The organism is Mycobacterium sp. THU-M104 (assembly GCF_049197365.1).
Classification (GTDB): domain Bacteria; phylum Actinomycetota; class Actinomycetes; order Mycobacteriales; family Mycobacteriaceae; genus Mycobacterium.
Genome location: NZ_JBMIOP010000017.1, coordinates 18027 through 42122 on the forward strand (window position 1 = coordinate 18027; position 24096 = coordinate 42122).

Annotated in this window: 20 protein-coding genes and 1 pseudogene; 9 read left to right on the forward strand and 12 right to left on the reverse strand. The window is 70.3% G+C overall.

Features of this window, described 5'->3' with window-relative positions; genetic code table 11:
• The first annotated feature begins 22 nt into the window (after positions 1 to 22).
• The 3 genes and pseudogenes from ACOJVU_RS01440 (at position 23) to ACOJVU_RS01450 (ending at position 4527) form a co-directional block, all read left to right on the forward strand.
• The gene (locus tag ACOJVU_RS01440; protein ID WP_421528135.1) at positions 23 to 3037 is read left to right on the forward strand and encodes a bifunctional [glutamine synthetase] adenylyltransferase/[glutamine synthetase]-adenylyl-L-tyrosine phosphorylase; all 3015 of its coding nucleotides are present in this window, start codon (positions 23 to 25) and stop codon (positions 3035 to 3037) included.
• Positions 3034 to 3678, forward strand: coding sequence for a PaaI family thioesterase (locus ACOJVU_RS01445; protein WP_421528136.1), 645 nt, complete (start codon positions 3034 to 3036; stop codon positions 3676 to 3678). The genes ACOJVU_RS01440 and ACOJVU_RS01445 overlap by 4 nt, the downstream gene beginning before the upstream one ends.
• A pseudogene (locus tag ACOJVU_RS01450) lies at positions 3675 to 4527 on the forward strand (TIGR03619 family F420-dependent LLM class oxidoreductase). The gene ACOJVU_RS01445 and the pseudogene ACOJVU_RS01450 overlap by 4 nt, the downstream one beginning before the upstream one ends.
• Positions 4528 to 4630: 103 nt before the next feature.
• On the opposite strand, the gene ACOJVU_RS01455 reads toward ACOJVU_RS01450, so the two are convergent.
• Complete coding sequence (locus tag ACOJVU_RS01455) at positions 4631 to 5104, reverse strand: hypothetical protein (protein ID WP_421528137.1); 474 nt, start codon at positions 5102 to 5104, stop codon at positions 4631 to 4633.
• 445 nt (positions 5105 to 5549) lie between these two features.
• A complete protein-coding gene (gene glnA / locus ACOJVU_RS01460) occupies positions 5550 to 6986 on the reverse strand; it encodes a type I glutamate--ammonia ligase (RefSeq protein WP_421528138.1) in 1437 nt (478 codons plus the stop codon).
• Between the two features lie 210 nt (positions 6987 to 7196).
• On the opposite strand from glnA, the gene ACOJVU_RS01465 reads away from it, so the two are divergent.
• Positions 7197 to 7619: an RDD family protein gene (locus ACOJVU_RS01465; RefSeq protein ID WP_421528139.1), complete on the forward strand. Its 423-nt coding sequence runs from the start codon at positions 7197 to 7199 to the stop codon at positions 7617 to 7619.
• A gap of 26 nt (positions 7620 to 7645) precedes the next feature.
• Here the strand turns inward: ACOJVU_RS01465 and ACOJVU_RS01470 are convergent, their stop codons facing one another.
• The 5 genes from ACOJVU_RS01470 to sucB all read right to left on the reverse strand — a co-directional run bounded on the left by ACOJVU_RS01470 (position 7646) and on the right by sucB (position 13074).
• Positions 7646 to 8398: a DUF4191 domain-containing protein gene (locus ACOJVU_RS01470; RefSeq protein ID WP_421528140.1), complete on the reverse strand. Its 753-nt coding sequence runs from the start codon at positions 8396 to 8398 to the stop codon at positions 7646 to 7648.
• A 25-nt stretch (positions 8399 to 8423) separates the two neighbouring features.
• The gene (lipA, locus tag ACOJVU_RS01475) at positions 8424 to 9380 is read right to left on the reverse strand and encodes a lipoyl synthase (protein ID WP_421528141.1); all 957 of its coding nucleotides are present in this window, start codon (positions 9378 to 9380) and stop codon (positions 8424 to 8426) included.
• Complete coding sequence (gene lipB / locus ACOJVU_RS01480; protein ID WP_421528142.1) at positions 9377 to 10084, reverse strand: lipoyl(octanoyl) transferase LipB; 708 nt, start codon at positions 10082 to 10084, stop codon at positions 9377 to 9379. Before lipB ends, lipA begins: the two co-directional genes overlap by 4 nt.
• Positions 10085 to 10346: 262 nt before the next feature.
• A complete protein-coding gene (locus ACOJVU_RS01485; RefSeq protein ID WP_421528143.1) occupies positions 10347 to 11270 on the reverse strand; it encodes a TIGR01777 family oxidoreductase in 924 nt (307 codons plus the stop codon).
• A 4-nt stretch (positions 11271 to 11274) separates the two neighbouring features.
• Complete coding sequence (gene sucB, locus ACOJVU_RS01490; protein WP_421528144.1) at positions 11275 to 13074, reverse strand: 2-oxoglutarate dehydrogenase, E2 component, dihydrolipoamide succinyltransferase; 1800 nt, start codon at positions 13072 to 13074, stop codon at positions 11275 to 11277.
• 258 nt (positions 13075 to 13332) lie between these two features.
• On the opposite strand from sucB, the gene ACOJVU_RS01495 reads away from it, so the two are divergent.
• Entirely contained in the window at positions 13333 to 15105 is a 1773-nt protein-coding gene (locus ACOJVU_RS01495) for an SDR family oxidoreductase (protein WP_421528145.1), read from the forward strand.
• Between the two features lie 219 nt (positions 15106 to 15324).
• On the opposite strand, the gene ACOJVU_RS01500 is transcribed toward ACOJVU_RS01495, so the two are convergent.
• Positions 15325 to 16872 carry a leucyl aminopeptidase gene (locus ACOJVU_RS01500; protein ID WP_421528146.1) on the reverse strand — a complete coding sequence of 516 codons (1548 nt, stop codon included), beginning with the start codon at positions 16870 to 16872 and terminating at the stop codon, positions 15325 to 15327.
• A gap of 73 nt (positions 16873 to 16945) precedes the next feature.
• Here ACOJVU_RS01500 and gcvT point away from each other — a divergent pair, with 73 nt between their 5' ends.
• The gene (gene gcvT, locus ACOJVU_RS01505) at positions 16946 to 18061 is read left to right on the forward strand and encodes a glycine cleavage system aminomethyltransferase GcvT (RefSeq protein WP_421528147.1); all 1116 of its coding nucleotides are present in this window, start codon (positions 16946 to 16948) and stop codon (positions 18059 to 18061) included.
• Between the two features lie 60 nt (positions 18062 to 18121).
• Complete coding sequence (locus tag ACOJVU_RS01510) at positions 18122 to 19228, forward strand: branched-chain amino acid aminotransferase (RefSeq protein WP_421528148.1); 1107 nt, start codon at positions 18122 to 18124, stop codon at positions 19226 to 19228.
• Positions 19229 to 19288: 60 nt separating this feature from the next.
• On the opposite strand, the gene ACOJVU_RS01515 is transcribed toward ACOJVU_RS01510, so the two are convergent.
• Genes ACOJVU_RS01515 through ACOJVU_RS01530 form a run of 4 tightly spaced genes read right to left on the reverse strand, consistent with a single transcriptional unit; the run spans position 19289 to position 22268 of the window.
• Positions 19289 to 20020: an adenosylcobinamide-GDP ribazoletransferase gene (locus ACOJVU_RS01515; protein WP_421528149.1), complete on the reverse strand. Its 732-nt coding sequence runs from the start codon at positions 20018 to 20020 to the stop codon at positions 19289 to 19291.
• Positions 20017 to 21063 (reverse strand): nicotinate-nucleotide--dimethylbenzimidazole phosphoribosyltransferase, encoded by a 1047-nt coding sequence (gene cobT, locus ACOJVU_RS01520; protein WP_421528150.1) that lies wholly within the window; start codon positions 21061 to 21063, stop codon positions 20017 to 20019. The genes ACOJVU_RS01515 and cobT overlap by 4 nt, the downstream gene beginning before the upstream one ends.
• Positions 21063 to 21611, reverse strand: coding sequence for a bifunctional adenosylcobinamide kinase/adenosylcobinamide-phosphate guanylyltransferase (locus ACOJVU_RS01525; protein WP_421528151.1), 549 nt, complete (start codon positions 21609 to 21611; stop codon positions 21063 to 21065). The genes cobT and ACOJVU_RS01525 overlap by 1 nt, the downstream gene beginning before the upstream one ends.
• Positions 21612 to 21638: 27 nt before the next feature.
• Entirely contained in the window at positions 21639 to 22268 is a 630-nt protein-coding gene (locus tag ACOJVU_RS01530) for a DUF3043 domain-containing protein (protein WP_421528162.1), read from the reverse strand.
• Positions 22269 to 22514: 246 nt separating this feature from the next.
• Here ACOJVU_RS01530 and ACOJVU_RS01535 point away from each other — a divergent pair, with 246 nt between their 5' ends.
• Complete coding sequence (locus ACOJVU_RS01535) at positions 22515 to 23591, forward strand: glycerate kinase (RefSeq protein WP_421528152.1); 1077 nt, start codon at positions 22515 to 22517, stop codon at positions 23589 to 23591.
• Between the two features lie 105 nt (positions 23592 to 23696).
• The gene (locus ACOJVU_RS01540; protein WP_421528153.1) at positions 23697 to 24053 is read left to right on the forward strand and encodes a HesB/IscA family protein; all 357 of its coding nucleotides are present in this window, start codon (positions 23697 to 23699) and stop codon (positions 24051 to 24053) included.
• The last annotated feature ends 43 nt before the right edge of the window (positions 24054 to 24096 follow it).

The window sequence follows — 24096 nt, forward strand, 5'->3', positions numbered from 1 at the left end:
GCGCGCGGGTTGCGCTACGGTCGTGGTCGTGACCAAACCCGCGACGCATCGCCCCAAGCTGCCCAGCGTGGGCCGGCTCGGGCTGGTCGATCCGCGCGCGGGTGAGCGGCTGGCGCAGCTGGGTTGGTGCGACCGTGACGACCAGGCCTCGGTCGACCTGCTCTGGGCGTTGTCGCGCTCGCCGGACCCCGATGCCGCGCTGCGCGCCCTGGCGCGCCTGGCGGAGAACCCCGACACCGGGTGGGAGGAGCTGAGCGTCGCGCTGCTGAGGGAACGCCCGCTACGCGCGCGGCTGTTTGCCGCACTCGGCTCGTCGCTGACGCTGGGCGATCATCTGGCGGCGAACCCGCAGTCCTGGAAGCTGCTGCGCGGCAAGGTCACACTGCCCTCCCGCGAGGAGCTCTGCGCGACGTTCGTCAGATGCGTCGAGAAGTTCTCCGACGACTCGGCGACGGGTCCGGCTGCGGGCGCGGCCGTGCTGCGGCTGCAGAACCTGTACCGCGACCACGTGCTCGTCCTGGCCGCGCTCGACCTGGCCGCGACCGTCGAGGACGAGCCGGTGGTGCCGTTCACCGTGGTGGGCGCCCAGCTGTCGGACCTGGCGGACGCCGCGCTGGCGGCCGCGCTGCGCATGGCCGAGCTGACCGTGTGCGCTGACGGCACGCCGCCGCGACTGGCGGTCATCGCCATGGGCAAATGCGGTGCGCGCGAGCTGAACTACGTCAGCGACGTCGACGTCATCTTCGTCGCCGAGTGCGCCGACCCGGTCAGTGCCCGCGTCGCCGGGGAGATGATGCGGGTGGCGTCGGCGGCTTTCTTCCAGGTGGACGCCGCACTGCGGCCCGAGGGCCGCGCCGGCGAGCTGGTCCGCACCGTCGAGTCGCACGTCGCCTATTACCAGCGCTGGGCGAAAACCTGGGAGTTCCAGGCGTTGCTGAAGGCCCGGGCCGCGGTCGGCGATGCCGAACTCGGCGAGCGCTATCTGACCGCGCTGATGCCGATGGTGTGGGTCGCCTGCGAGCGCGCCGATTTCGTCGTCGAAGTCCAGGCCATGCGCCGCCGGGTGGAGCAGCTGGTGCCCGCCGACGTCCGCGCCCGCGAGATCAAACTCGGCAGCGGCGGGATACGCGACGTCGAGTTCGCCGTGCAGCTGCTGCAACTGGTGCACGGTCGCAGCGACGAGTCGCTGCGGGTGGCGTCCACCGTCGACGCGCTCGCCGCGCTGGGTGCGGGCGGGTACGTCGGCCGCGAGGACACCGCGAACCTGACCGCCTCCTACGAATTCCTGCGATTGCTCGAGCACCGGTTGCAGCTGCAGCGGCTCAAGCGCACCCACCTGCTGCCCGATGTCGATGACGAGGAGGCGCTGCGCTGGTTGGCGCGCGCCGCCCATATCCGGCCCGACGGCCGGCGCGACGCGGCCGGGGTGCTGCGCGACGAGCTCAAGCGCCAGAACCTGCGGGTGTCGCAGCTGCACGCCAAGCTCTTCTACCAGCCGCTGCTGGAGTCGATCGGTCCTCCCGGGCTGGAGATCGCGCACGGCATGAGCACGGAGTCCGCGGAGCGGCGGCTGGCCGCGCTCGGCTACGAGGGGCCCCAGACCGCGTTGAAGCACATGTCGGCGCTGGTCAACCAGAGCGGCCGGCGCGGCCGGGTGCAGTCGGTACTGTTGCCGCGATTGTTGAACTGGATGTCGTACGCGCCCGACCCCGACGGCGGGTTGCTGGCCTACCGGCGCCTGTCCGAGGCGCTGGCCACCGAAAGTTGGTACCTGGCGACGCTGCGGGACAAGCCGGCAGTGGCCAAGCGGCTCATGCACGTGCTGGGGACCTCCGCATACGTGCCGGATCTGCTGATGCGGGCCCCCACGGTCATCCAGAGCTACGGCGACGGACCCAACGGCCCCAAACTGCTCGACACCGACCCCGCCGCAGTGGCCCGCTCGCTGGTGGCCTCAGCCAGCCGCTACGTCGACCCGGTGCGTGCGATCGCCGGTGCGCGCACGCTGCGCCGCAGGGAATTGGCCCGCATCGGTTCGGCGGACCTGCTGGGCATGCTGGAGGTCACCGAGGTGTGCCGCGCTCTGACGTCGGTGTGGGTGGCCGTGCTGCAGGCCGCCCTGGACACCATGATCCGGGCGAACCTGCCCGCCGACGGCCCCGGAAAAGGACAAGCGCCGGCGGCGATCGCCGTCATCGGGATGGGCAGGCTGGGCGGCGCCGAGCTGGGCTACGGGTCCGACGCCGACGTGTTGTTCGTCTGCGAGCCGGCCCGCGGCGTCGAGGACGCCCAGGCGATCCGCTGGTCGACGTCGGTGGCCGAACAGGTGCGGACGTTGCTGGGCACCCCCAGCGTCGACCCGCCGCTGTTAGTCGACGCCAACCTGCGACCCGAGGGCCGCAGCGGTCCGCTGGTGCGCACCCTGGGCGCCTACACCGCTTACTACCGACAGTGGGCGCAGCCCTGGGAGATCCAGGCCCTGCTGCGCGCGCACGCGGTCGCCGGCGATGACGAGCTGGGACGTCGATTCCTGCTGATGGCCGACAGGACCCGCTATCCGGCCGACGGGGTGTCGACCGAAGCGGTTCAGGAGATCCGCCGCATGAAGGCCCGGGTCGCGTCCGAGCGGCTGCCGCGGGGCGCCGATCCCAACACGCACACCAAGCTGGGCCGCGGGGGACTGGCCGACGTCGAATGGACGGTGCAGCTGCTGCAACTGCGGCACGCACACGAGATCGAAGCCCTGCACAACACCTCGACGCTGCAATCGCTGGACGCGATCGCGTCGGCTGGGCTGATACCGGCCGACGACGTGGACCTGCTGCGCCAGGCGTGGCTGACCGCCACCCGCGCGCGCAACGCGTTGGTGCTGGTGCGTGGCAAGGCCACCGACCAGCTGCCGGGGCCCGGTCGTCAGCTCAACGCGGTCGCCGTCGCCGCGGGCTGGCCGACCGACGACGGCGGCGAGTTCCTGGACAACTATCTTCGGGTGACGCGGCGGGCGAAGGCCGTCGTGCGCAAGGTATTCGGGAGTTGAGTCAGGAGGCCGGCGCGTTGGACGCCAGATTCGAGGTGCTCGACGCGGCGGAGGCCGACCGGGTGACAGCTCTCTACGCGCCGTTGGCCGAGGCCGTCCGGGGACTCGTCGACGCGACCATCCGGACGGAGGCCGACGAGGCGGTTGTCCTCGAGGCGCGAGCCGCGATCGAGGCGATTACCGAGTCGTTGCGGCAACGGACCCGGCCGGCCGGGGTCAGCTACCGGGTCGATGGCCGGGCGCTGCCGCTGGGCAACGCCGCGGTGGGTGTGTGCAACCCGATCGCCCCGCCGGTCGTCGTCCACCACGAGGGCGCCGGCCGCTGCTGGAGCGAGTTCGTCCTCGGAGCGGCGTACGAGGGCCCGCCGAATCTGGTGCACGGCGGCGTGAGCGCCCTGGTGCTCGACCACATGCTCGGCGAGGCGGCCAGCGAGGGGCTGTCCAAGCCGCGCTTCACCGGAACGATCACCGTGAAGTACCTGCGTGGCACCCCGCTGGGGCCGCTGCGTTGCGAGGCCTGGATCGACGGCAGAGCGGGCGTCAAAGTGTTTGCGCGCGGCACGATTTCGGATGCGTCAGGTGTCACCGTGGAGGCCGAGGGTATATTCATCGAGCCGGCGTGGGCGCGGGACGCGCCGTGAGGTTCTATGTCAGCAGCGCCTTCCTGAACATCCGGGAGATCATCGAGATCGCCAGGGCTGCTGACGAACTCGGCTACGACGGGATGGGGATCCCGGACCATGTCGTCAACCTCGAAACCCTGGACCCGCCCTACCCCTACACCAAGGACGGGCAGCGGCGCTGGCAGCCGTTCACCGATTGGCCGGATCCCTGGGTGCTCGTCGGCGCTCTGGCCCAAGTCACCACCCGGCTGCGCTTCGTGACGACCGTCTACATCCCGGCGATGCGCAATCCCTACTCGGTGGCCAAAGCCATCGGCACCGCGGCGGTGCTGGCGTCGAAGCGGGTGGAGCTGGGCGTCGGTGTCGGCTGGTGCCGGGAGGAGTTCGCCCTGATGGGGGGAGCGGTTCGAGGCCCGCGGCAAGCGCACCGACGAGGTGATCGCGCTGATGCGGGCGCTGTGGCTGCCGGGCTGGACGGAGTTCGACGGCGAGTTCTACCCGACGCCGCGGCTGGAGATGCAGCCCACGCCGCCGCCGATCCCGGTCTACGCCGGCGGGCTCAGCGAGGCCGCGCTGCGCCGCGCCGCGCGCAACGACGGCTGGATCGGCGACCTGATCACCACCGACCGCGCCATCGCAGCGGTCGATCGGCTGCGGGAGATGCGTGCCGAAAATGGCTCGACGATGGACGATTTCACGATCCTGACCCCGCTCACCGACGCGTTCGCCCCCGCCGACTACCAGCGCGCCGCCGACGCCGGCATCATCACCATGCCGTGGATGTTCTACGCGGGCCCCGACGCCTGCCTGGCCGACAAGATCGACGGCATGGCGCGCTTCCGCGAGGACCTGGGGCTCGACGGATAGGTGCGTCGCCCGGCTTCGCGACACATAGTCCGTTGCGAAGACACGCCGGTGGGGCTCGCAGGGGTTTATGTCTCGCGAAGGGACAGCGCAACCGAGCGCAGGTTCACACGCGCTCGGCGGTCATGTTCATCTCGATGGTGCCCTGGCACGGGCCGCTGAGAATCTCGGTGTGCATGGTGCCGGCCAGCGACCCGTCGGGCTGGGGCGTATAGCGCACCGTGGCGTGGGCCGGACTCCATTCGATTGTGGTGTCGGGCATCATGCAGTCCCATTGGAAGTCGCTGGTCTGCGTCCAGGATGCCCCATCCCAGGTGAACTGGATCGGCTGCGGAACCGTCGGGTTGCTCGGCGGCGGGCCGCCGACGATCGTGGCGGTGCATGTTGCGCCCGTGCAGTCCGAGCGGAACGTATAGATGTCGGTGTGCTGCTCCTCGGGATCGCCGGCCGCCAGGCTGGTCCCGGACTTCGGGCCAACCATGAATGTGACCGCGTACTTGCCGTTCCACGACGGGGAGTCGGCGACGGCGACCGGGGAGAGCGACAGGGCGGCCGCGAGCGACGTGGCGCATGAACCCACGAGACCGCTCACGCGCTTCGGGGTCATCTCAGGGTTTGGGTGTTGGGGCCGGAGCTCCGTACAGGCAATCGTGCAGTTCCTGACTACCCGGGTCGAAGTCGAATCCGCAGTTGCATTCGTGAACTTCCTGGGGGCTGCCAAGCCCATCGCAATAGGGGGTGCCGGCCGACGCCGATGGCGCGGTCCACATGACACCGGCGGTCAATGCTGCCGCAGCGCCGGCCGTGGCCAGCAATACTCTCGTCTTCATGCCGGGTCCCTTTCCTCGGAACACATCCAGCCGGGTTGCGCGTCGGGGTCGACGCGATGCGACGGCATGCAGGGACGATAACGCTGCCAACCGCGGTTCGCCGGTCAATGACGAAACCACCCGCGCGGCAATCGGTGGCGTGATCGCGGCGCGGGCGGCGTCCTCGCGTTGGTTTACACGTCCCTTACACGTCCCCTACACGTCGTAGTACAGCGCGAACTCGTAGGGGTGCGGTCGTATCTGGACCGGCAGGATCTCGTTCTCGCGCTTGAAGCTGATCCACGTCTCGATCAGGTCGGGCGTGAAAACGCCCCCCTCGGTGAGGTATTCGTGGTCCTCTTCCAGTCGGTCGATCACCGCAGACAGCTGGGTGGGCGCCTGCGGAATGTTGGCGGCCTCTTCGGGCGGCAACTCGTAGAGGTCCTTGTCGACCGGTGCCTGCGGCTCGATCTTGTTCTTGATGCCGTCCAGGCCCGCCATCAGCATGGCCGAGAACGCCAGGTACGGGTTGCCCGACGCGTCGGGGCAACGGAATTCCAGGCGCTTGGCCTTGGGGTTGGTGCCGGTGATCGGGATCCGCACACACGCCGAGCGGTTGCGCTGGCTGTACACCAGGTTGATCGGCGCCTCGAACCCGGGAACCAGGCGCTTGTAGGAGTTCACCGTGGGGTTGGTGAACGCCAGCAGCGACGGCGCGTGGTGCAGCAGGCCGCCGATGTAGTGCCGCGCGGTGTCCGACAGGCCGGCGTAGCCCGTCTCGTCGTACATCAGCGGGCCGCCGTCCTTCCACAGCGACTGGTGGGTGTGCATCCCGGAGCCGTTGTCACCGAACAGGGGCTTGGGCATGAACGTGACGGTCTTGCCGTTCGCCCATGCGGTGTTCTTCACGATGTACTTGTAGAGCATCATGTCGTCGGCGGCGTGCAGCAGCGTGTTGAACTTGTAGTTGATCTCGGCCTGCCCGCCGGTGCCCACCTCGTGGTGGCCCTTCTCCAGGCTGAAGCCCGCCTTGATCAGGTTGGACAGCATCTTGTCGCGTAGGTCGACATAGTGGTCGACGGGGGCGACCGGGAAGTACCCGCCCTTGGGGCGCACCTTGTAGCCGCGGTTGGGGCTGCCGTCGAGTTCGTTGGGCGAACCGGTGTTCCACCATCCCGAGATCGCGTCGATCTCGTAGAACGAGCCGTTGGTGCGCGAGTCGAAGCTGATCGAGTCAAAGATGTAGAACTCGGCCTCCGCGCCGAAGTACGCGGTGTCCGCGACGCCGGTGCTGATCAGATAGCTCTCGGCCTTGCGCGCGATGTTGCGCGGGTCGCGCGAGTAGGGCTCCAGGGTGAACGGGTCGTGCACGAAGAAGTTCATGTTCAGCGTCTTGGCTTCGCGGAACAGGTCGATGCGTGCGGTGACCGGGTCGGGAAGCAGCAGCATATCGGACTCGTGGATCGACTGGAATCCGCGAATCGAGGAGCCGTCGAAGGCCAGTCCGTCCTCGAAAACGCTCTGGTCGAAGAACGACACCGGAATCGTGAAGTGCTGCATGATGCCTGGCAGGTCACAGAACTGGACGTCGACAAACTCGACGTCCTCGTCTTTGACGATCTTGAAGACGTCGTCGGGCGTCGTTTCCGTCACAGCATGCTCCTTTACTTGGTGAGATCCGCGGCCTGACGCTATGAAGCTGATGTTGCCCGTCGGTCAACCCCGTGTTGCGCGCACGTTACGCGACCGTGGCGCCACCGAGAGTGGCCGGGTCGGCGGTTGGCGCCGAGGGTCCTATTGTGAGGCCATGCACCCCGTACTGTCGCACTCGCGTGCCGAAGAGCACCGCCGGGGTTGCGCCCGATGACGCCGGGAGCGCGATCCGCCTACCCTGGGCAGGCGATCGGCCTGCCCCGCAGCGGTGCGGGTTCGCTGGCGCCGATGGGACGCCGCCTGGCCGCGCTGCTGATCGACTGGCTGATCTCCTACGGCCTGGCGGAGCTGGCGCGGACGTTCGGTCTGCTGTCCCAGCGGGGGCTGGCGACGGCGGTGCTGGTCATCTGGTTCGTGCTCGGGGTGGTGGCGGTGCGGCTCTTCGGTTCCACACCCGGCCAGCTGACTCTGGGACTCGGGGTGGCGGCGGTGGACGGACGACAGCCCGTGGGCGTCATCCGGCTGGCCGTGCGGGGGCTGCTCGTCGGCCTGGTGATCCCGGCGCTCTTCACCGACTTCGACGGCCGCGGTCTCCACGACCGAGTGACCGGCACGGCGGTGGTGCGGCGCTGACTATCGGGGCTTTCGGGACCTCGAAGCTACCGGCGGCGCACCGTGCGCTGCACACCGCGCATCTTGCCGGAGTTGGGCAGCGGCCCTTTGGGCATCACCCCGGCGCCCGCGCGCGATCCGAGCGCGGCCATCCGCGACTCCAGCGTGTCCATCTGCTTGACACTGATATTGGCCGGCAGGCGGGTGAGGTGGCGCTCCAGTTTGCCCAGGGGCACCTCACCGTCGCCGTTGCCGACGACGACGTCGTAGATGGGTACGTCGCCGATCAGCCGCGCGTGCCGCTTCTTCTCCTGGGCCAGAAGTGGTTTGACCCGGGCCGCCGATCCCTCGCCGACCAGGATGACACCGGGCCGGCCGAGCACCCGGTGAACCGCGTCGAAGTGACCGGTCGCAGCGACACCGGGGGTCACTCGCCACTTGCCGCGCAAGTTGTCCAGCACCCATGCCGCGGCGCCGGCCTGGCCCTCGGCTTTGCTGTAGACCGATTTCTGCGCCCTGCGGCTGAAGACGATGAACGTGACCAATCCGCCCAGCAGCACGCCGAGCGGGATCAGGGTGACCATGGTGAGCCCGCCGGCCCACAGGCCGACCGCCACCGAGGCGCCCACGATCAGCACGAAGGTGCCGATCATGTACGGCAGCAGCCGCTTGTCCTCCTGGCGCTGAATGCTGAACGCCTGCCACAGCTGGGCGCGGCGTTCCTTGGCGGCGGCCTTTCGGGCGGCCTGAGCCTGTGCTCTGGCGGCTTTGTTCTCGGCGGCTGTGCGGGATTTAGCCATAGTCGCCAAGGATATGCGGTGCCGGTCAGGGTGCGCAGGCCCCACCGTCCGGCGCAGCCGGGACGCGGCCACGGGCGGCCTGCTCGTAGAGGCATCCGGCCCGGTAGGACGAGCGCACCAGCGGCCCGGCCAGTACCCCGGAGAAGCCCAATTCCTCGGCGTGCCGGGCGAACTCGGCGAACTCCTCGGGCAGCACCCAGCGGTCGATGGGGTGGTGGCGCGCCGACGGCCGCAGGTACTGGGTGATCGTGACGATGTCGCAGCCGGCGTCACGTAGGTCGGCCAGGGCGGTGCGCACCTCGTCGGGGGTTTCGCCCAGGCCGAGGATGAGGTTGCTCTTGGTGACAAGACCGAAGTCGCGCGCGGCGGTGAGCACGTCGAGGCTGCGCCGGTAGGTGAACGCCGGCCGGACCCGCTTGAAGATCCGCGGCACCGTCTCGACGTTGTGGGCCAGCACCTCAGGGCGGGACTCGAAGACCTCCGCCAGCCGCGCGCGGTCCCCGTTGAAGTCGGGGATCAACAGCTCGACGCCGGTCGACGGGTTCAGCTCCTTGATGGCGCGCACCGTAGCGGCGTACAGCCAGGCCCCGCCGTCGGGCAGGTCGTCACGGGCTACGCCGGTGACGGTGGCGTAGCGCAGGCCCATCGTCTGCACGCTGTCGGCGACCCGCCGGGGCTCGTCGCGGTCCAGCTCGGCCGGGCGGCCGGTGTCGATCTGGCAGAAGTCACAGCGACGGGTGCACTGGTCGCCCCCGATGAGAAAGGTGGCTTCGCGATCCTCCCAGCATTCGAAGATGTTGGGGCAGCCGGCCTCCTCGCAGACCGTGTGCAGACCCTCCCGTCGGACCAGAGCCTTGAGCTGGGTGTACTCGGGTCCCATCCGGGCGCGGACCCTGATCCACGGCGGCTTACGCTCGATCGGGGTCTCGGCGTTGCGTACCTCGAGGCGCAGTAGTTTGCGGCCTTCGGGTGCGACAGTCACCCGACCGATGTTACGCGGGCGGCCGGATGGTCCCGTACCGGCAGGACACCGTCCAGGGCGTCGCGCACGGCGGCGGCGACCGCCGCGCTCACGTCGTCGACGCCCACCGGGCGTCCCAGTTCGGCCGACAATGAGGTCACTCCGGCGTCGCTGATGCCGCACGGCACGATGGCGCCGAACGCCCCCAAGTCGCAGTCGCAGTTGAGCGCGAACCCGTGCAGGGTGGTCGCGCGCGACACCCGCACCCCGATGGCGGCGACCTTGCGCGCGGGACGTGTGGCGTCGCCCGGGACCCACACGCCCGAGCGGCCCTGGATGCGGGCGGTTTCCAGCCCGACATCTGCGCATACTGTGATCAGCGATTCCTCGAGTCGCCGGACGTAATCGACGACGTCGAGCGGTTCAGCCAGACCGACGATGGGGTAGCCGACCAGCTGGCCCGGCCCGTGCCAGGTGATCTTGCCGCCGCGGTCGGTGGCGATGACATCTGCGACGGCCGCGCCGCCGGCCGGCCGCTCGTGCGGCTCGGTGCGCCGCCCCGCGGTGTACACCGGCGGGTGCTCCAGCAGCAGCAGAGCGTCGCGGCCACCGGCGATCCGGGCTGCGGCCAGGTCGCGCTGCAGCTGCCACGCGGTGCGGTAGTCCACCGTGCCCAGCCTGCGGACGTCGATGGGGGTCGGCGCCGACCGGATGGAGTTGCTCACCTCGCCGACGCTACTCGGCCGACCGGCCCCCGGCGACGCGGTGTCACGCGGGAATGACGCTCGGTGGTGTTGGTCGCACTGGTGTGACGTTGGCACTGGTCCTGATGGCGGCGACCCGCTTCGCCCGGTTCCGCCGCAGCACCGGCGATCCGGCACGTAGTCAGCGGACAACCCACCACGGGTGGCGCCACCAGCCACTCGTCACCGACACTCGTCACCAGTCCACGGTCTCGTCGATGAATGCCCAAGTGCCGGTCAGCGGCTATGCCTCGTGGGGCCGGGCGGTGGCGTAGCTCAGCGCCTCGCCAATGGTGTTGTGGTGGAACTGGAAACCGGCGCGCTCGAGTGCGTCCGGGATGGCCCGCTGACCGATGAGCAGCGCCTCGTCGGCGAACTCTCCGAGCGCGGCGCGTACCACCGCACCGGGCAGCGCCAGCGGGGTGGGACGGTTGACCGCGCGGCCGAAGGCGGTGGTGAACTCGGCGTTGGTCACCGGCGCGGGCCCGGTCATGTTCACCGGGCCGGACAGTGCGCGATGCGTGATAGCGAACAGCAGGGCGCGCACCTCGTCCTCGAGGCTGATCCACGACATGTATTGACGGCCGTTGCCCAGCCTGGCGCCCAGGCCTAACGAGAACAGCGGACGCATCCTGCGCAGCGACCGGCTCGCCGCCCCCAGCACCACCCCGGTGCGGGCCAGCACGACACGGACCCCACCGTACTGGGCCGGCAGCGTGGCGGCTTCCCAGTCCTGGCACAGCTGGGCCAGGAATCCGCTTCCTGCCCCGGCGCTCTCGTCGACCACGCAGTCTCCGGTGTGCCCGTAATAGCCCACCGCGCTGGCATTGATCAGCGTTTCGACGCCGGCGTCGGCGGCGGCGTTGGCCAGCACCTCGGTCGGAGTGATCCGGCTGTCCCGCAGGCTTTGCTTGAACGCACCCGACCAGCGCCGCTGGTCGATGTTCACCCCGCAGAGGTTGACCAGGGCATCGACTTCGCTCAGCGCGTCGGGATCGAACTCCCCGCTCTCCGGATTCCAGTGCAGCTCTTCGGAATTCGCCGGCGCACGGCGCACGATGCGTAGCACCCGATGGTCCTCGGCGCGCAGCGCGTTCACCAGCGCGGAGCCGATCAGGCCGGACGAACCCGCGATCGCGACAACAAACTTGTCACCAGCCCGGGCCACGCTCTCACAGCCCCAGATCGGCCTCGAACGCTCCCTCTTGGAGCCGGTTCTTGATCGTGGTGAGGAAACGTCCCGCGTCGGCTCCGTCGATGAGCCGATGGTCGTAGGTCAGTGGCAGATAGCAGACCGAGCGCACCCCGATCGACTCGTTGCCCAACTCGTCGACGATCACCCGGGGGCGCTTGACGATGGCCCCGGTGCCCAGCATCGCCGCCTGAGGCGGCACCAGGATCGGGGTGTCGAACAACGCGCCCTGGCTGCCGATGTTGGTGATCGTGAAGGTGCCGCCGGACAACTCGTCGGGTTTGAGATCGCCCGAGCGGGCGCGCGCAGCGATGTCGGCGATCCCCCGGGCCAGGCCGGCCAGGGACAGGTCGCCGGCGTTGTGGATCACGGGAGAGAGCAGGCCCTGCTCGGTGTCGACGGCGAAGCCGAGGTGCTCGGCGTCGTAGTAGGTGATCTCCTTGGTGTCCTCGTTGTAGCTGGCGTTGATGTTGGGGTGGATCTTCAGTGCGTCGATCGCCGCGCGGGCGATGAACGGCAGATAGGTCAGGTTCACCCCTTCGCGCTCGGCGAACGCCGCCTTGGCCCGTGCCCGCAGCCCGACGATCCTGGTCATGTCGACCTCGTGGGTCTGGGTGAGCTGTGCGGTGGCCTGCAGGGATTGCCGCGTCTTGGCGGCGGTGAGCTGCCGGATGCGGCTGGCCTGCTGCGTGGTGCCGCGTAGGTGCGCCAGCGCCGGTGTCGGGGTGGGCGCGGCCTGTCCGGAGCCCCCGGCCACCGTGGGCGCGCCGGCGGGCGGGGTGGCCGCAGTCGTTCGCGTGGCCGGCTCGGCGGCCTGCTTCTTGCGCTCCGCGGCGGCCAGCACGTCCTGCTTGCGGATCCGGCCTCCCACCCCGGTCCCGGTGACCTCGGTCAGGTCGATGTCGTTTTCGTGGGCCAGCTTGCGCACCAGCGGAGTGACGTAGGGTGTCGTCTCGCCCTGCGACTCACCGGTGGGCCGGGCTGGTGCCGGTTCGGCCGTGGGCGCCGGTGCCGGCCTGGGTTCGGCTTTGGGTTCCGGCTTGGGCTCGGCTTTGGGCTGGGGCGCCGGTTCGGGTGCGGGCTCGGTCTTGGGCTGGGGCGCCGGTTCGGGTGCGGGCTCGGGCCGCGACGGCGTGGTGGGGGCGGCAGTGGCACCAGCTTCCGAGCCGATCCGGGCCAGCTCGCCGCCGACCGGAACGGTGGCGTCCTCCTCGGCGGTGATGCTGATCAGGACGCCGGCGACCGGCGACGGGATCTCCGTGTCGACTTTGTCGGTGGACACCTCCACCAGCGGCTCGTCGACTTCCACGGAATCGCCGACCTTCTTCAGCCAGCGGGTGATCATGCCTTCGGCAACGGATTCGCCGAGCTCGGGCATCAGCACCGGGGTGGCGTCGCCGGATGCCTGCACGGGTCGTGTGGCCCGCGGTGGGGCCTGTGACTGCGCAGGTGCCGCCGGCTCGGGTTCGGGTTGCGCTGCGGGCTCCGGCCGGCTGGGTGCCGGCGCGCCCGATCCGCCCGACTCGGAGTTGCCGGTGTCGGAGGCGTCGCCGATGACGGCCAGCTCGCCGCCCACCTCGACGGTGTCGTCTTCGTGCGCGACGATCCTCGTGAGCACCCCGGCCGCCGGGGAAGGGATTTCGGTGTCGACCTTGTCGGTGGACACCTCGACGAGGGGTTCGTCGACTTGGACCGTGTCGCCTTCCTGTTTGAGCCAGCGGGTGACCGTCCCCTCGGTGACGCTCTCGCCGAGTGCCGGCATCTGGACGGAGAAGGCCATCTCTTCTGACTCCTCGAATCGCTCGTGGGTCGGCGCAGGACGACGTCCGAATCACCGCACGGTCGCGGACCGCCGGGGCAACAAGGTCGTCGGGACTATCCGGCCACCATCTTGTCATCGCCCCGCGGCGGGCACACATCCAGGGCGGCCGCGCGCCGATGCCGGGGTGACCGTCAACCCGCTTGCTACGGTGTGGCCACTGCTGGTCACGGTTCCAGTCAGGGGCAGTCGGAGCACATCAGGGGCGGCGGAGGTCAGATGGCGTCACCACAGCGCGTTTCCCGGAATTTCGTCGACAGCGCGGACGGGGTGCGCATCGCGGCCTGCGAAGAGGGCAACCCCGAGGGCCCGACCGTCGTCCTGGTGCACGGCTTTCCCGACTCGCACGTGTTGTGGGACGGTGTCGTGCCGTTGCTGGCCGAGCGGTTTCGCGTCATCCGGTACGACAACCGGGGGGTGGGCGGCTCGTCGGCGCCCGGGGCGGCCTCCGCATACGCCATGGAACGTTTCGCCGACGACTTCGCCGCGGTGACCGCTGCGCTGTGCCCCGGCCGGCCCGTGCACGTCCTGGCGCACGACTGGGGCTCGGTGGGTGTGTGGGAGTACCTGAGCCGCCCGGGTGCGGCCGACCGGGTGGCCTCGTTCACGTCGGTCTCGGGCCCCAGCCAGGACCAGCTCGTCGCCTACATCCTCGGGGGCCTGCGTCGGCCGTGGCGCCCACGGGCCTTCGCGCGTGCGCTCAGTCAGGCGCTGCGGCTGACCTACATGGCGTTTTTCTCCGTACCGGTGCTGGCACCGCTGGTGCTGCGGCTGGCGCTGACGAGCAGGGCGGTACGGCGCCACATCGTCGACGGGATCCCCGCCGAGAAGATCCACCACTCCGAGAAACTGGCCGCCGACGCCGCCCGCTCGGTGAAGACCTACCGTGCCAACTATTTCCGGTCCTTCACCCGCAAGCGGCCGATCCCGGTGGTCGACACGCCGGTGCAGCTGATCGTCAACACCGAAGACCCGTACGTGCGGCCCTACGGCTACGACGACACCGGGCGCTGGGTGCCCCGGTTGTGGCGCCGCGACATCAGAGCCGGCCACTTCTCCCCGATGTCGCACCCGCAGGTGATGGCGGCCGCGGTGCACGACTTCGCCGACCTGGCCGAAGGCCGGCAGCCCAGCCGCGGGCTGTTGCGAGCCCAGGTAGGCCGCTCCCGTGGGGATTTCGGCGACACCCTGGTGGCGGTCAGCGGGGCCGGCAGCGGAATCGGCCGGGAGACCGCTTTCGCCTTTGCCGACCACGGCGCCGAGCTGATCGTGAGCGACATCGACGAGGCCTCCGTCAAAGAGACCGCGGCCCAGATCGCCGCGCGTGGCGGGACCGCGCACAGCTATGTGCTCGACGTGTCCGACGGCGACGCGGTCGAGGCATTCGCCGAGCGGGTCTGCGCCGAGCACGGCGTCCCCGACATCGTCGTCAACAATGCGGGCATCGGGCATGCGGGCGGATTCCTGGACACCCCCGCCGAGGAATTCGACCGCGTGCTCAAGGTCAACTTCGGCGGCGTGGTGAACGGCTGCCGCTCATTCGCGCGGCGGTTGGTCGACCGAGGCACCGGCGGGCACATCGTCAACGTGGCGTCGATGGCCGCCTACGCCCCGCTGCAGTCACTGAGCGCCTACTGCAGCTCCAAGGCCGCGTCCTTCATGTTCTCCGATTGCCTGCGGGCCGAACTCGACACCGCCGGCATCGGCCTGACCACGATCTGCCCGGGCGTCATCAACACCAACATCATCAAGACGACCCGCATCGATGCCCCCGAGGGCAAGGCGGAGCAGGTCGACGGCCGGCGCGGCCAGCTCGGCCTGCTGTTCTCGCTGCGCCACTACGGACCCGAGAACGTCGCCACCGCGATCCTGTCGTCGACCAGGAAGAACAAGCCGATCCGCCCGGTCGCGCCGGAAGCCTATGCGTTGTACGGGATATCCCGGTTGGCCCCGCAGGCGCTGCGCAACACCGCGCGGCTGCGGGTCATCTAGCTCCAGCGGCCGCCTCGCCGTGTCGGCGCAGTTCGCCGACTGCGCCTCTCACCACAGTCGCCGGCCGCCATCGATGTCGAGGCCTCAATCCCGCCCGGGAAGCCGGCACGGACACCGATCGGCGACCGAGTCGAATCCGCGCACCGACGCGATTCCGCCCTTCGCCGTCAGACCACTCGGGGATGGCGCAACGCAGGGTCGGTCGGCAGTTCCCATGGGCTAACCCTGGTCGCAGATGTCCTCGAGCACCGCGCACAGCGTGCGGGTCGGCACGCCCGTGGCGCCCTTGGAGCTGTACCCCCACGGGCCGGCGGTGTTGTAGGCCGGACCGGCCACGTCGATATGCGCCCATGCCAGCCCGTCGGCGACGAACTCGCGCAGGAACGCCCCGGCCACCAGCATGCCGGCGAAACGCTGGCCGCTGACGTTGGCCAGGTCGGCCACCGCGGACTTCAGGTCTTCTTTGAGTTCGTCGGGCAGCGGCATCGGCCAGCCGTTCTCGCCGACCCGCTGCGAGATGCCCGCGACGCGGTCGCGGAACTCGTCGCTGCCCATCACCCCGGGGATGCGCGAGCCCAGCGCCACGGTCTGCGCGCCGGTCAGGGTGGACGTCTCGATCAAGTAGTCGGGCTTGTCCTCGCAGGCCCGCACGATCGCGTCGGCCAGGATCAGCCGGCCCTCCGCGTCGGTGTTGAGCACCTCGACCGTCGTTCCGCCGTACTGCGTCAGCACGTCGCCCGGTCGCTGCGCGGTGGCCGAGGGCATGTTCTCGGCCATCGGCACCGTGGCGATGACGTCGATGGGCAATTGCAGGTGCGCGGCCAGGGTCACGGTCGCCACGACGGCCGCGGCGCCGGCCATGTCGGAGGTCATGTAGTGCATCGACGCCGCCGGCTTGATCGAGATGCCGCCGGTGTCGAAGGTGACGCCCTTGCCCACCAGCGCCACCCGCTTGGCCTGCTGCGGCTTCTTCGCCAGCCGCGACCCCCGGTGGACCAGCCGCACCAGCCGCGGCGGGCGCGACGAGCCCTGGCCGACACCGATGATGCCGCCGTAACCTGCTTTCTGGAGGGCTTTTTCGTCGAGCACCTCCACGTCCAGCCCAACGGATTCGCCCAAAACCTTGGCCCGCTTGGCGAATTCAGCGGGGAACAGGTGGCTCGGCGGGGTGTTGACCAGGTCGCGGGCGGTGGCGACCGCGGTCGCGACGGCCGCGCCGTGCGCGCTCTGCTTCTTGGCGTCCTTCGAACCGGAGAGCACGGTGATCTTGCGCAGCCCTTTGTCTTTGGGCGCCGTCTTGGCGCTGCGGAACTCGGTGAACCGGTAGGCGCCCAGGATCAGCCCCTCGACCGCGGCCGAGCAGACGCCCTCGCCGGGCAGCTCGCCCAGGGTGGTGAGCACGGTGTCGGCGCTGCCGAGGGACCGCGCCGCCACGCCGGCGGCGCGCCTGATGGTCTCGGCCGGCCACTCCGCTCGCGGTTTGCCCAGGCCGACCGTCAGCACGCTGGCCACCGGCAGCGAACCCGCCACCAGCCGGTGGACCTGTTCGCTGCCGCCGGTGGCGTCCAGGGCCCGCAGGCCGGCCTCGATCTCGGCGACCGCGCCGGCAGGCAGGAACGGCTCGGCAGACGCCAGCACCGCACCCGGCTTGTCGTCCTCGCCGCTCGAGACGACCGGCACGAGCAGCACCGTGGAGCCCGTGGCGCGTTTGGGCAGCGAGGTGGCGACGTTGACGGTGGGGGACTGATAGCCCGGTTCGGTGGTCACGGGAAATCACCCTAGTCACGTGAGGCGGGGCCCGCCCCGGCAGCCTCACCGGCGCCGATTAGGGTGGGACGGCGTGAGCGACGGGTCAGAGCTGCTGCACGGACCGCTGGAAGACCGCCATCGAGAGCTGGGTGCCAGCCTCGGCGAATTCGGCGGCTGGCTGATGCCGGTGTCCTACGCCGGCACTGTCAGCGAGCACAACGCCACCCGCGATGCGGTGGGACTGTTCGACGTCAGCCACCTCGGCAAGGCCCTGGTTCGCGGGCCGGGCGCTGCGGCGTTCGTCAACTCCGCACTCACCAACGACCTGGGCCGCATCGGCCCGGGGAAGGCCCAATACACCTTGTGCTGCACCGAATCCGGTGGGGTCATCGACGACCTGATCGCCTACTACGTCACCGACGACGAGATCTTCCTGGTGCCCAACGCCGCCAACACCGCCGCCGTCGTCGCGGCGCTGCGGGCGGCGGCCGAGGCCGGTTCGGGATCCGGCCTGACGATCACCGACCAGCACCGCGCCTACGCGGTGCTGGCCGTGCAGGGGCCGAAGTCGGTGGACGTGCTCGGGGAGCTGGGGCTGCCGACCGACATGGAGTACATGGCCTACGCCGACGGCTCCTACTCCGGGGTGCCGGTGCGGGTGTGCCGCAGCGGCTACACCGGCGAGCACGGCTACGAACTGCTGCCGCCCTGGGATTCGGCGGGGGTGGTGTTCGACGCGCTGCTCGCTTCCGTGCGTGCCGCCGGCGGGGAGCCCGCCGGCCTGGGCGCCCGCGACACCCTACGCACCGAGATGGGCTATCCGCTGCACGGGCACGAACTTTCGCTCGACATCTCGCCGCTGCAGGCCCGGTGCGGCTGGGCGGTCGGCTGGAAGAAGGCCGCCTTCTTCGGCCGCGACGCGCTGCTGGCCGAGAAGGCGGCCGGGCCGCGGCGGCTGCTGCGCGGGCTGCGCATGATCAACCGCGGGGTGCTGCGTCCGGGGCTCACGGTGCTGGCCGGGGACACCCCGGTCGGTTTCACCACCTCCGGAACGTTCTCGCCCACGCTGCAGGCCGGCATCGGGCTGGCGTTGATCGACACCGGCGCCGGCATCGAGGACGGCCGGCGCGTGACCGTCGACGTGCGTGGCCGCTCCGTCGAATGCGAGGTCGTGCGGCCGCCTTTCGTCGCGGCGAAAACCCATTAGCGCTCGGTAGCGTTCACAGTGGCGAAAGGCCGCTTCGCAGCCGGAGATACAATCGGCGCCATGACGAGCGGCTCCCCTGTATTCACGGTTTCATGCTCGCCACATCCGGCGTCCGGCGAGGAACGCGAATCCATCCTGGCCGAGCCGGGTTTCGGGAAATATCACACCGACCACATGGTGTCGATCGACTACACCGACGGCCGGGGCTGGCATGACGCGCGCGTCACCCCGTACGGGCCGATCGAACTGGATCCGTCGGCCATCGTGCTGCACTACGCGCAGGAGGTGTTCGAAGGCCTCAAGGCGTATCGGTGGGCCGATGACTCGATCGTGTCGTTCCGTGCCGAGGCCAATGCCGCCAGGTTGCGCTCGTCGGCCCGCCGGATGGCGATGCCGGAGCTGCCCGACGAGTTGTTCATGGGTTCGTTGTGTCAGCTCATCGGCGTCGACAAGACCTGGGTGCCCGCCGCCGGCGGGGAAGACGCGCTGTACCTGCGGCCGTTCATCATCGCCACCGAGCCAGGGCTGGGGGTGCGGCCGGCAAAGCAGTTCCGTTACCTGTTGATCGCCTCCCCGGCCGGTGCCTATTTCAAGGGAGGCGTCAGCCCGGTCAGCGTCTGGGTGTCGTCGGAGTACGTCCGGGCGTGCCCGGGGGGCACCGGCGCGGCCAAGTTCGGCGGCAATTATGCCGCCTCGCTGCTGGCACAGGCCGAAGCCGCCGACAACGGTTGCGACCAGGTGGTGTGGCTGGACGCCGTCGAGCGCCGCTTCGTGGAGGAGATGGGCGGGATGAACATCTTCTTCGTTTTCGGCAGCGGCGGGTCCGCGCGGCTGGTCACCCCGGAGCTGTCTGGCTCGCTGTTGCCGGGTATCACGCGGGATTCGTTGCTGCAGTTGGCGATCGATGCGGGATTCAGTGTTGAGGAACGCAAGGTCGATATCGACGAGTGGCAGAAGAAGGCGGCCGCCGGCGAGATCACCGAGGTGTTCGCGTGCGGCACCGCCGCTGTCATCACCCCGGTGTCGCGGGTCAAGTACGGCGATGGCGAGTTCACCATCGCCGACGGCGAGCCCGGCGAGGTGACGATGGCGCTGCGCGACACGCTCACCGGAATCCAGCGCGGCACCTTCGCCGACACCCACGGCTGGATGGCTCGGCTCGGGTAACCCACGCGAGCAGACCGAACAGCCCCCGAAACCGGCGGTTTCGGGGGCTGTTCGGTCTGCTCACCCCTGGAAGGCCGCCAGTGTCAGCGCGCCGACCGTCGTCGTCAACTCGATCGCGGCGCCCAGCACGTCACCGGTGATGCCGTCGAACCGCCGCACGCAGTGCCCGGCCAGGGCGGCGCCGCAGCCCAGCGCCACCAGCACCGCCACCGGGCCCTGCCACGGCAGCGCCCCGGCTGGCACGGAGGCGGCGAGCAACACCGCGACCCAGGCCGCCGCCACCGGCGCGGGCTGGCTGCCGGCGACGCGCACGCCCAGGGCGCTGCCGTCGGCCGCCGGCACCGAGCAGCGACAGGCCAGGACCGCGGTGACCCGGCCTGCGACGACCGCCACGACGATCCCCGTCGGCCGCAGGGCTGAGAACGCGAACCCCTGCAGCGTGATCATGAGCACGACGGCAGCCACGCCGAACGCCCCGGCGGATCCCTGCCGCATCACCGCCAGCGCGCGCTCCGGTGGCCCGTAGCAGCCGAGCCCGTCGGCCGTGTCGGCGACACCGTCGAGGTGCAGGCCGCGGGTCGCGAGCAGCAGCGCTGCCACGGCGAGCAGTCCGGGCAACGGGCTGGCCGTTCCGAACGCCGCCGCGCCGCCCCACACGACAGCCGCGGCCAAAAGCCCCAGGGCGGCGCCGACCACCGGAAACGCGGTCATGGCGCCGCGGCCCATCGGCTCGGCGCGGGGCACGGGCAGCACGGTTCCGAAAGCGAAAGCCGTTGCCAGCGAACGCATCACGGGCGTGCGCGGTCGGAGACGCCGGCCTCGCCGAAGGTCGCCATGGACGCCAGCGTGGCCACCGCGGCCCGCAGCACCGGCAGCGCCGTGGCCGCGCCGCTGCCCTCGCCCAGCCGCATCCCCAGGTCCAGGATCGGCTCCAGCGCGAGGGCCCCCAGGGCCAGCGAGTGGCCCGGCTCGCGGGAGCGGTGACCGGCCTGCCACCACTGCCGGGCGCCCGGGGCCAGGTGCTCGGCGATCAGCGCCGCGGCCGTCACGGCCATGCCGTCGAGCAGCACCGGCGTGCGCCGCACGGCCGCTTGCGCGCAAAAACCCGCCATGGCGGCCAGGTCCGCACCGCCGCAGCAGCGCAGCAGCCCCACCGGGTCGGTCAACACCAGCCGCGACCGGAACAGAGCGTCGCGCACCGCGGCCGTCTTGCGCGCCCACGCGGCGTCGTCGATCCCGGTGCCGAACCCGATCGCAGCCACGGGCTCGGTGTTGGTCAACGCCGCCACCAACACCGTCGCGGGGGTGGTGTTGCCGATCCCCATGTCGCCGGGGATGAGCAGGTCGGCGCCGGCATCGACTTCTTCGTCAGCGATGCGCCGGCCCGCGGCGATCGCGGCGACGGTTTCCTGGTGGGTCAACGCGTCCTGCACGCTGATGTCGCCGCTGCCGTGCCGCACCTTGTGGACGGCGATCCCCTCGGAGGCGGCGTCGGCGTCGACGGCAAGGTCCGCGACCCGTACCGTCGCACCGGCGATCTCGGCCACCACGTTGATCGCCGCCCCGCCGGATGCGATATTCGCGACCATCTGGGCGGTCACCTCCGGTGGATACGCCGACACTCCGGCGCGGGCGACGCCGTGGTCGCCCGCGAACACCACCACCCGGGCGCGTCCGAACTGCCGCGGAGGGCACCGCGCCTGACATGACGCGACCCAGACCGACAGGTCCTCGAGGCGGCCGAGCGCTCCCCGCGGCTTGGTCAGGGTGTCCTGGCGAGCGCGGGCGGCGGCAGTGGCAGCGGCATCCGGCGGCGGGATCGGCGGGAATTCCATCAGATTCCCGAGGGCTTGATGGACACCGCCTGTCCGGCCACCACCAGGACCACTCGATCGCACACCTCGGCGACGCGCTGGTTGAGGCTGCCCAGTTCGTCGGCGAACCGGCGGCCGGACGCGGCGGGCGGCACCACGGTCAGCCCGACCTCAGGGCTGACCAGCACCAGTGGGGCGGCGAAAGCCGCGATAGCGGTCAGTATGTCGTCGATCATCTCGTGGACGGGCAGCGCCGGCGAACCGTTTCCCCACGCGTTGTTGCGATCCAGCGCGGCGGTCAGCCACGCGCCGAGATCGTCGATGAGCGCCGGGGTGTCCGGCGACTGCCGCAGCTGGGCCGCGATCTCCTCGGTTTCCACCGTCGCCCAGTGCGTGGGCCGCCGGCCGCGGTGCCGGGCCACCCGCTCCGCCCAGGCCGGGTCGGCCTCGTCGACCCTGCCCGGGGCCAGGTAACGGACGGGCCGACCAGGTGGCAGCTCCCCGGCGATGGCTTTCTCGGCCCAGCGTGACTTGCCGGACCTGATCCCGCCCAGCACCAGCGTGCGCACCGGGGTCAGGCGGCTTTCAGGCGAGGCTCAGCCGACACTGCTGCCGCGTTCGACCTGGGGCTTCGGCGCCCGCATCCTGCGCATCTGGGACGCCCGACTGGCGGCGTAGAGACCGATTTTCCAGCGGCTTTCGGTATTGTTCGGGAATTTCGCATCGACCATTCTGGTCACCTTGCGGCCCAGGATGAGCGCATCGACAGACATCACCGCCATCACCAGCAGCATCGCCGGGGACATGTAGAGCTGCACCTGCGGGACCGCGAACATCACGAACAGCAAGAACAGTGTCGCCGGCATGAACAATCCGAGCAGGTTGCGCCGGGCGTCCACCACGTCGCGGACATACCGGCGCACCGGCCCCTGATCGCGCGGCAGCAGGTAGGCCTCTTCGCCGGCCATCATGCGTTCGCGGCGGTCCGTCATCCTGGCGCGGCTGGCGGCCTTGTCGGCCCTGCGTTCCGCGCGGCTGAGCTTGGGCTTGGCCAGGGACCTGCGTCGGGCCCGTGCCTCCGAGGCGGTCATGGGTGCCGGCGCGACCGGCCCCTTCTTGGCGCTGCGCCGGGCGTTGTTGCGCTTGGGGGTGGGACGGCCTTTGGGTGCGGTCCGGCGTGACTCGCCGAGGGCCCCGTCGCCGGCACCCGAGACCGGCTCCGGCACGTCTTCCCCGAGGTCGTCTTCGTGGTTCTTCCTGCGGCCCAGTCGCTTCACAGCCGTCAGGTTACTTCGCGCCGCGGCCGGCGCGTGGGATCGCCCCGGAAAGCATTCCGGTTGGCGATGCGCCGACGGCGAGGATGGCCCTACGCTTAGCCCTGTGCTGAACGGCTGCCTGTGATGGACGACGGCTCGATGGCCTCGGATGGTGCTGCCGTCGGTCTCAGGCCAGGTCGTCTCCAGCTACCGGCCATGCTGGTGCTGGTGGCACCCGACTGCTACGGCGACAGCCTGTCGGCGGTAGAGGCAGCCGCCTCCATCGCGACCGGCTGGAACCGGTCACGCCCGGGTGACCGGTTCATCGTGGCCCCGCAGTCCGATGGCGGCCCGGGCTTTGTCGAGGTCCTGGCCAGCCGGCTGGGGCGGAAACGGTGCCTGAAGGTGTCCGGGCCGCTGGACACGACTGTCGGCGCCGACTGGGTGATGGATGCCTATTCGTCGACGGCCTATCTGGAGTGCGCCCAGGCCTGTGGTCTGGCCCTGCTGGGTGGCCCGCCGACCCCGGAGACGGCGCTCGCGGCCCACAGCAGGGGAGTGGGCCAGCTCATCGACGAGGCGCTGTGCTACGGGGCAAGGCGGATCGTGGTCGGGCTGGGTGGCAGCGCGTGCACCGACGGCGGCCAGGGCATGATCGCCGAGCTCGGCGGGCTGGACGCCGCCCGCCGGAAACTGGCCGGCATCGAGCTGATCATCGCCTCGGACACCGAATACCCGCTGACCGGGCCCTGGGGGGCCGCCCGGGTGTTCGGGCCGCAGAAGGGTGCCGACACCGCCGCCGTCGCGGCCCTGGAGGTGCGCCTCGAGACGTGGGCGCTGGAGCTGGAAGCCGCGGCCGGACGTGACGTGAGCTCCGAGCCCGGAGCGGGCGCCGCCGGCGGCATCGGCGCGGGGCTGCTGGCGCTCGGCGCTCGGTGCGAATCGGGCGCCCAGATCATCGCCGAGCACACCCACCTGGCTGACGACCTCGACATCGCGGAGATGATCCTTACCGGGGAGGGGCGGCTCGACGAGCAGTCACTGCACGGCAAGGTGGTGGGATTCCTCGCCGACGAGGCCCGCCCGCGGGGCATCCCGGTGATCGTGCTGGCCGGACAGGTCGGGCTGGACAACTCGGCGGTGCGCACGGCGGGCATCATGTCGGCCTTGTCGATCGCCGACTACGCCGGTTCGGCGCGACTCGCGCAGGCCGACGCCGCCAACCAGCTGATGGGACTGGCCTCCCAGGCGGCGGCTCGACTCGGGAATAGCGGTCCGGCGAGGTACCGTTGAGCAAGAGGGTTTTTTCGGAGTCGATCGGGCCCTGCTGACGCGGACCCACTCACCCACTGAGGCATGCATGGGCATGCAGTAACGATGAGGCATGTAGGAGAAGCAATGACGGTGCAAAACGAGTCGGATGCCAAGACCCACGGCGTGATCCTGACCGAGGCCGCTGCCGCCAAGGCGCAGTCCCTGCTCGAGCAGGAGGGCCGTGACGACTTGGCGCTGCGCATCGCGGTTCAGCCGGGCGGCTGCGCGGGCCTGCGCTACAACCTGTTTTTCGACGATCGGACGCTGGACGGCGATCTGACCGTGGAGTTCGGCGGCGTCAGGCTGACGGTGGACCGGATGAGCGCGCCCTACGTCGAGGGCGCCTCGATCGACTTCGTCGACACGATCGAGAAGCAGGGCTTCACCATCGACAACCCCAACGCCACCGGTTCTTGCGCCTGCGGGGACTCCTTCAACTGACCTTCAGCTGACTCGTTGACGTTGACGGCAGCTGCGGCATTCG

What these genes read in the sequence shown, in the direction of transcription:
- ACOJVU_RS01465 (WP_421528139.1), top strand. Translation starts at nt 7,197, where the DNA reads ATGACGCCGGGAGCGCGATCCGCCTACCCTGGGCAGGCGATCGGCCTG.
- ACOJVU_RS01495 (WP_421528145.1), top strand. Translation starts at nt 13,333, where the DNA reads ATGGCGTCACCACAGCGCGTTTCCCGGAATTTCGTCGACAGCGCGGAC.
- sucB (WP_421528144.1), bottom strand. Translation starts at nt 13,074, where the DNA reads ATGGCCTTCTCCGTCCAGATGCCGGCACTCGGCGAGAGCGTCACCGAG.
- ACOJVU_RS01510 (WP_421528148.1), top strand. Translation starts at nt 18,122, where the DNA reads ATGACGAGCGGCTCCCCTGTATTCACGGTTTCATGCTCGCCACATCCG.
- ACOJVU_RS01535 (WP_421528152.1), top strand. Translation starts at nt 22,515, where the DNA reads ATGCTGGTGCTGGTGGCACCCGACTGCTACGGCGACAGCCTGTCGGCG.
- ACOJVU_RS01470 (WP_421528140.1), bottom strand. Translation starts at nt 8,398, where the DNA reads ATGGCTAAATCCCGCACAGCCGCCGAGAACAAAGCCGCCAGAGCACAG.
- ACOJVU_RS01540 (WP_421528153.1), top strand. Translation starts at nt 23,697, where the DNA reads ATGACGGTGCAAAACGAGTCGGATGCCAAGACCCACGGCGTGATCCTG.
- cobT (WP_421528150.1), bottom strand. Translation starts at nt 21,063, where the DNA reads ATGGAATTCCCGCCGATCCCGCCGCCGGATGCCGCTGCCACTGCCGCC.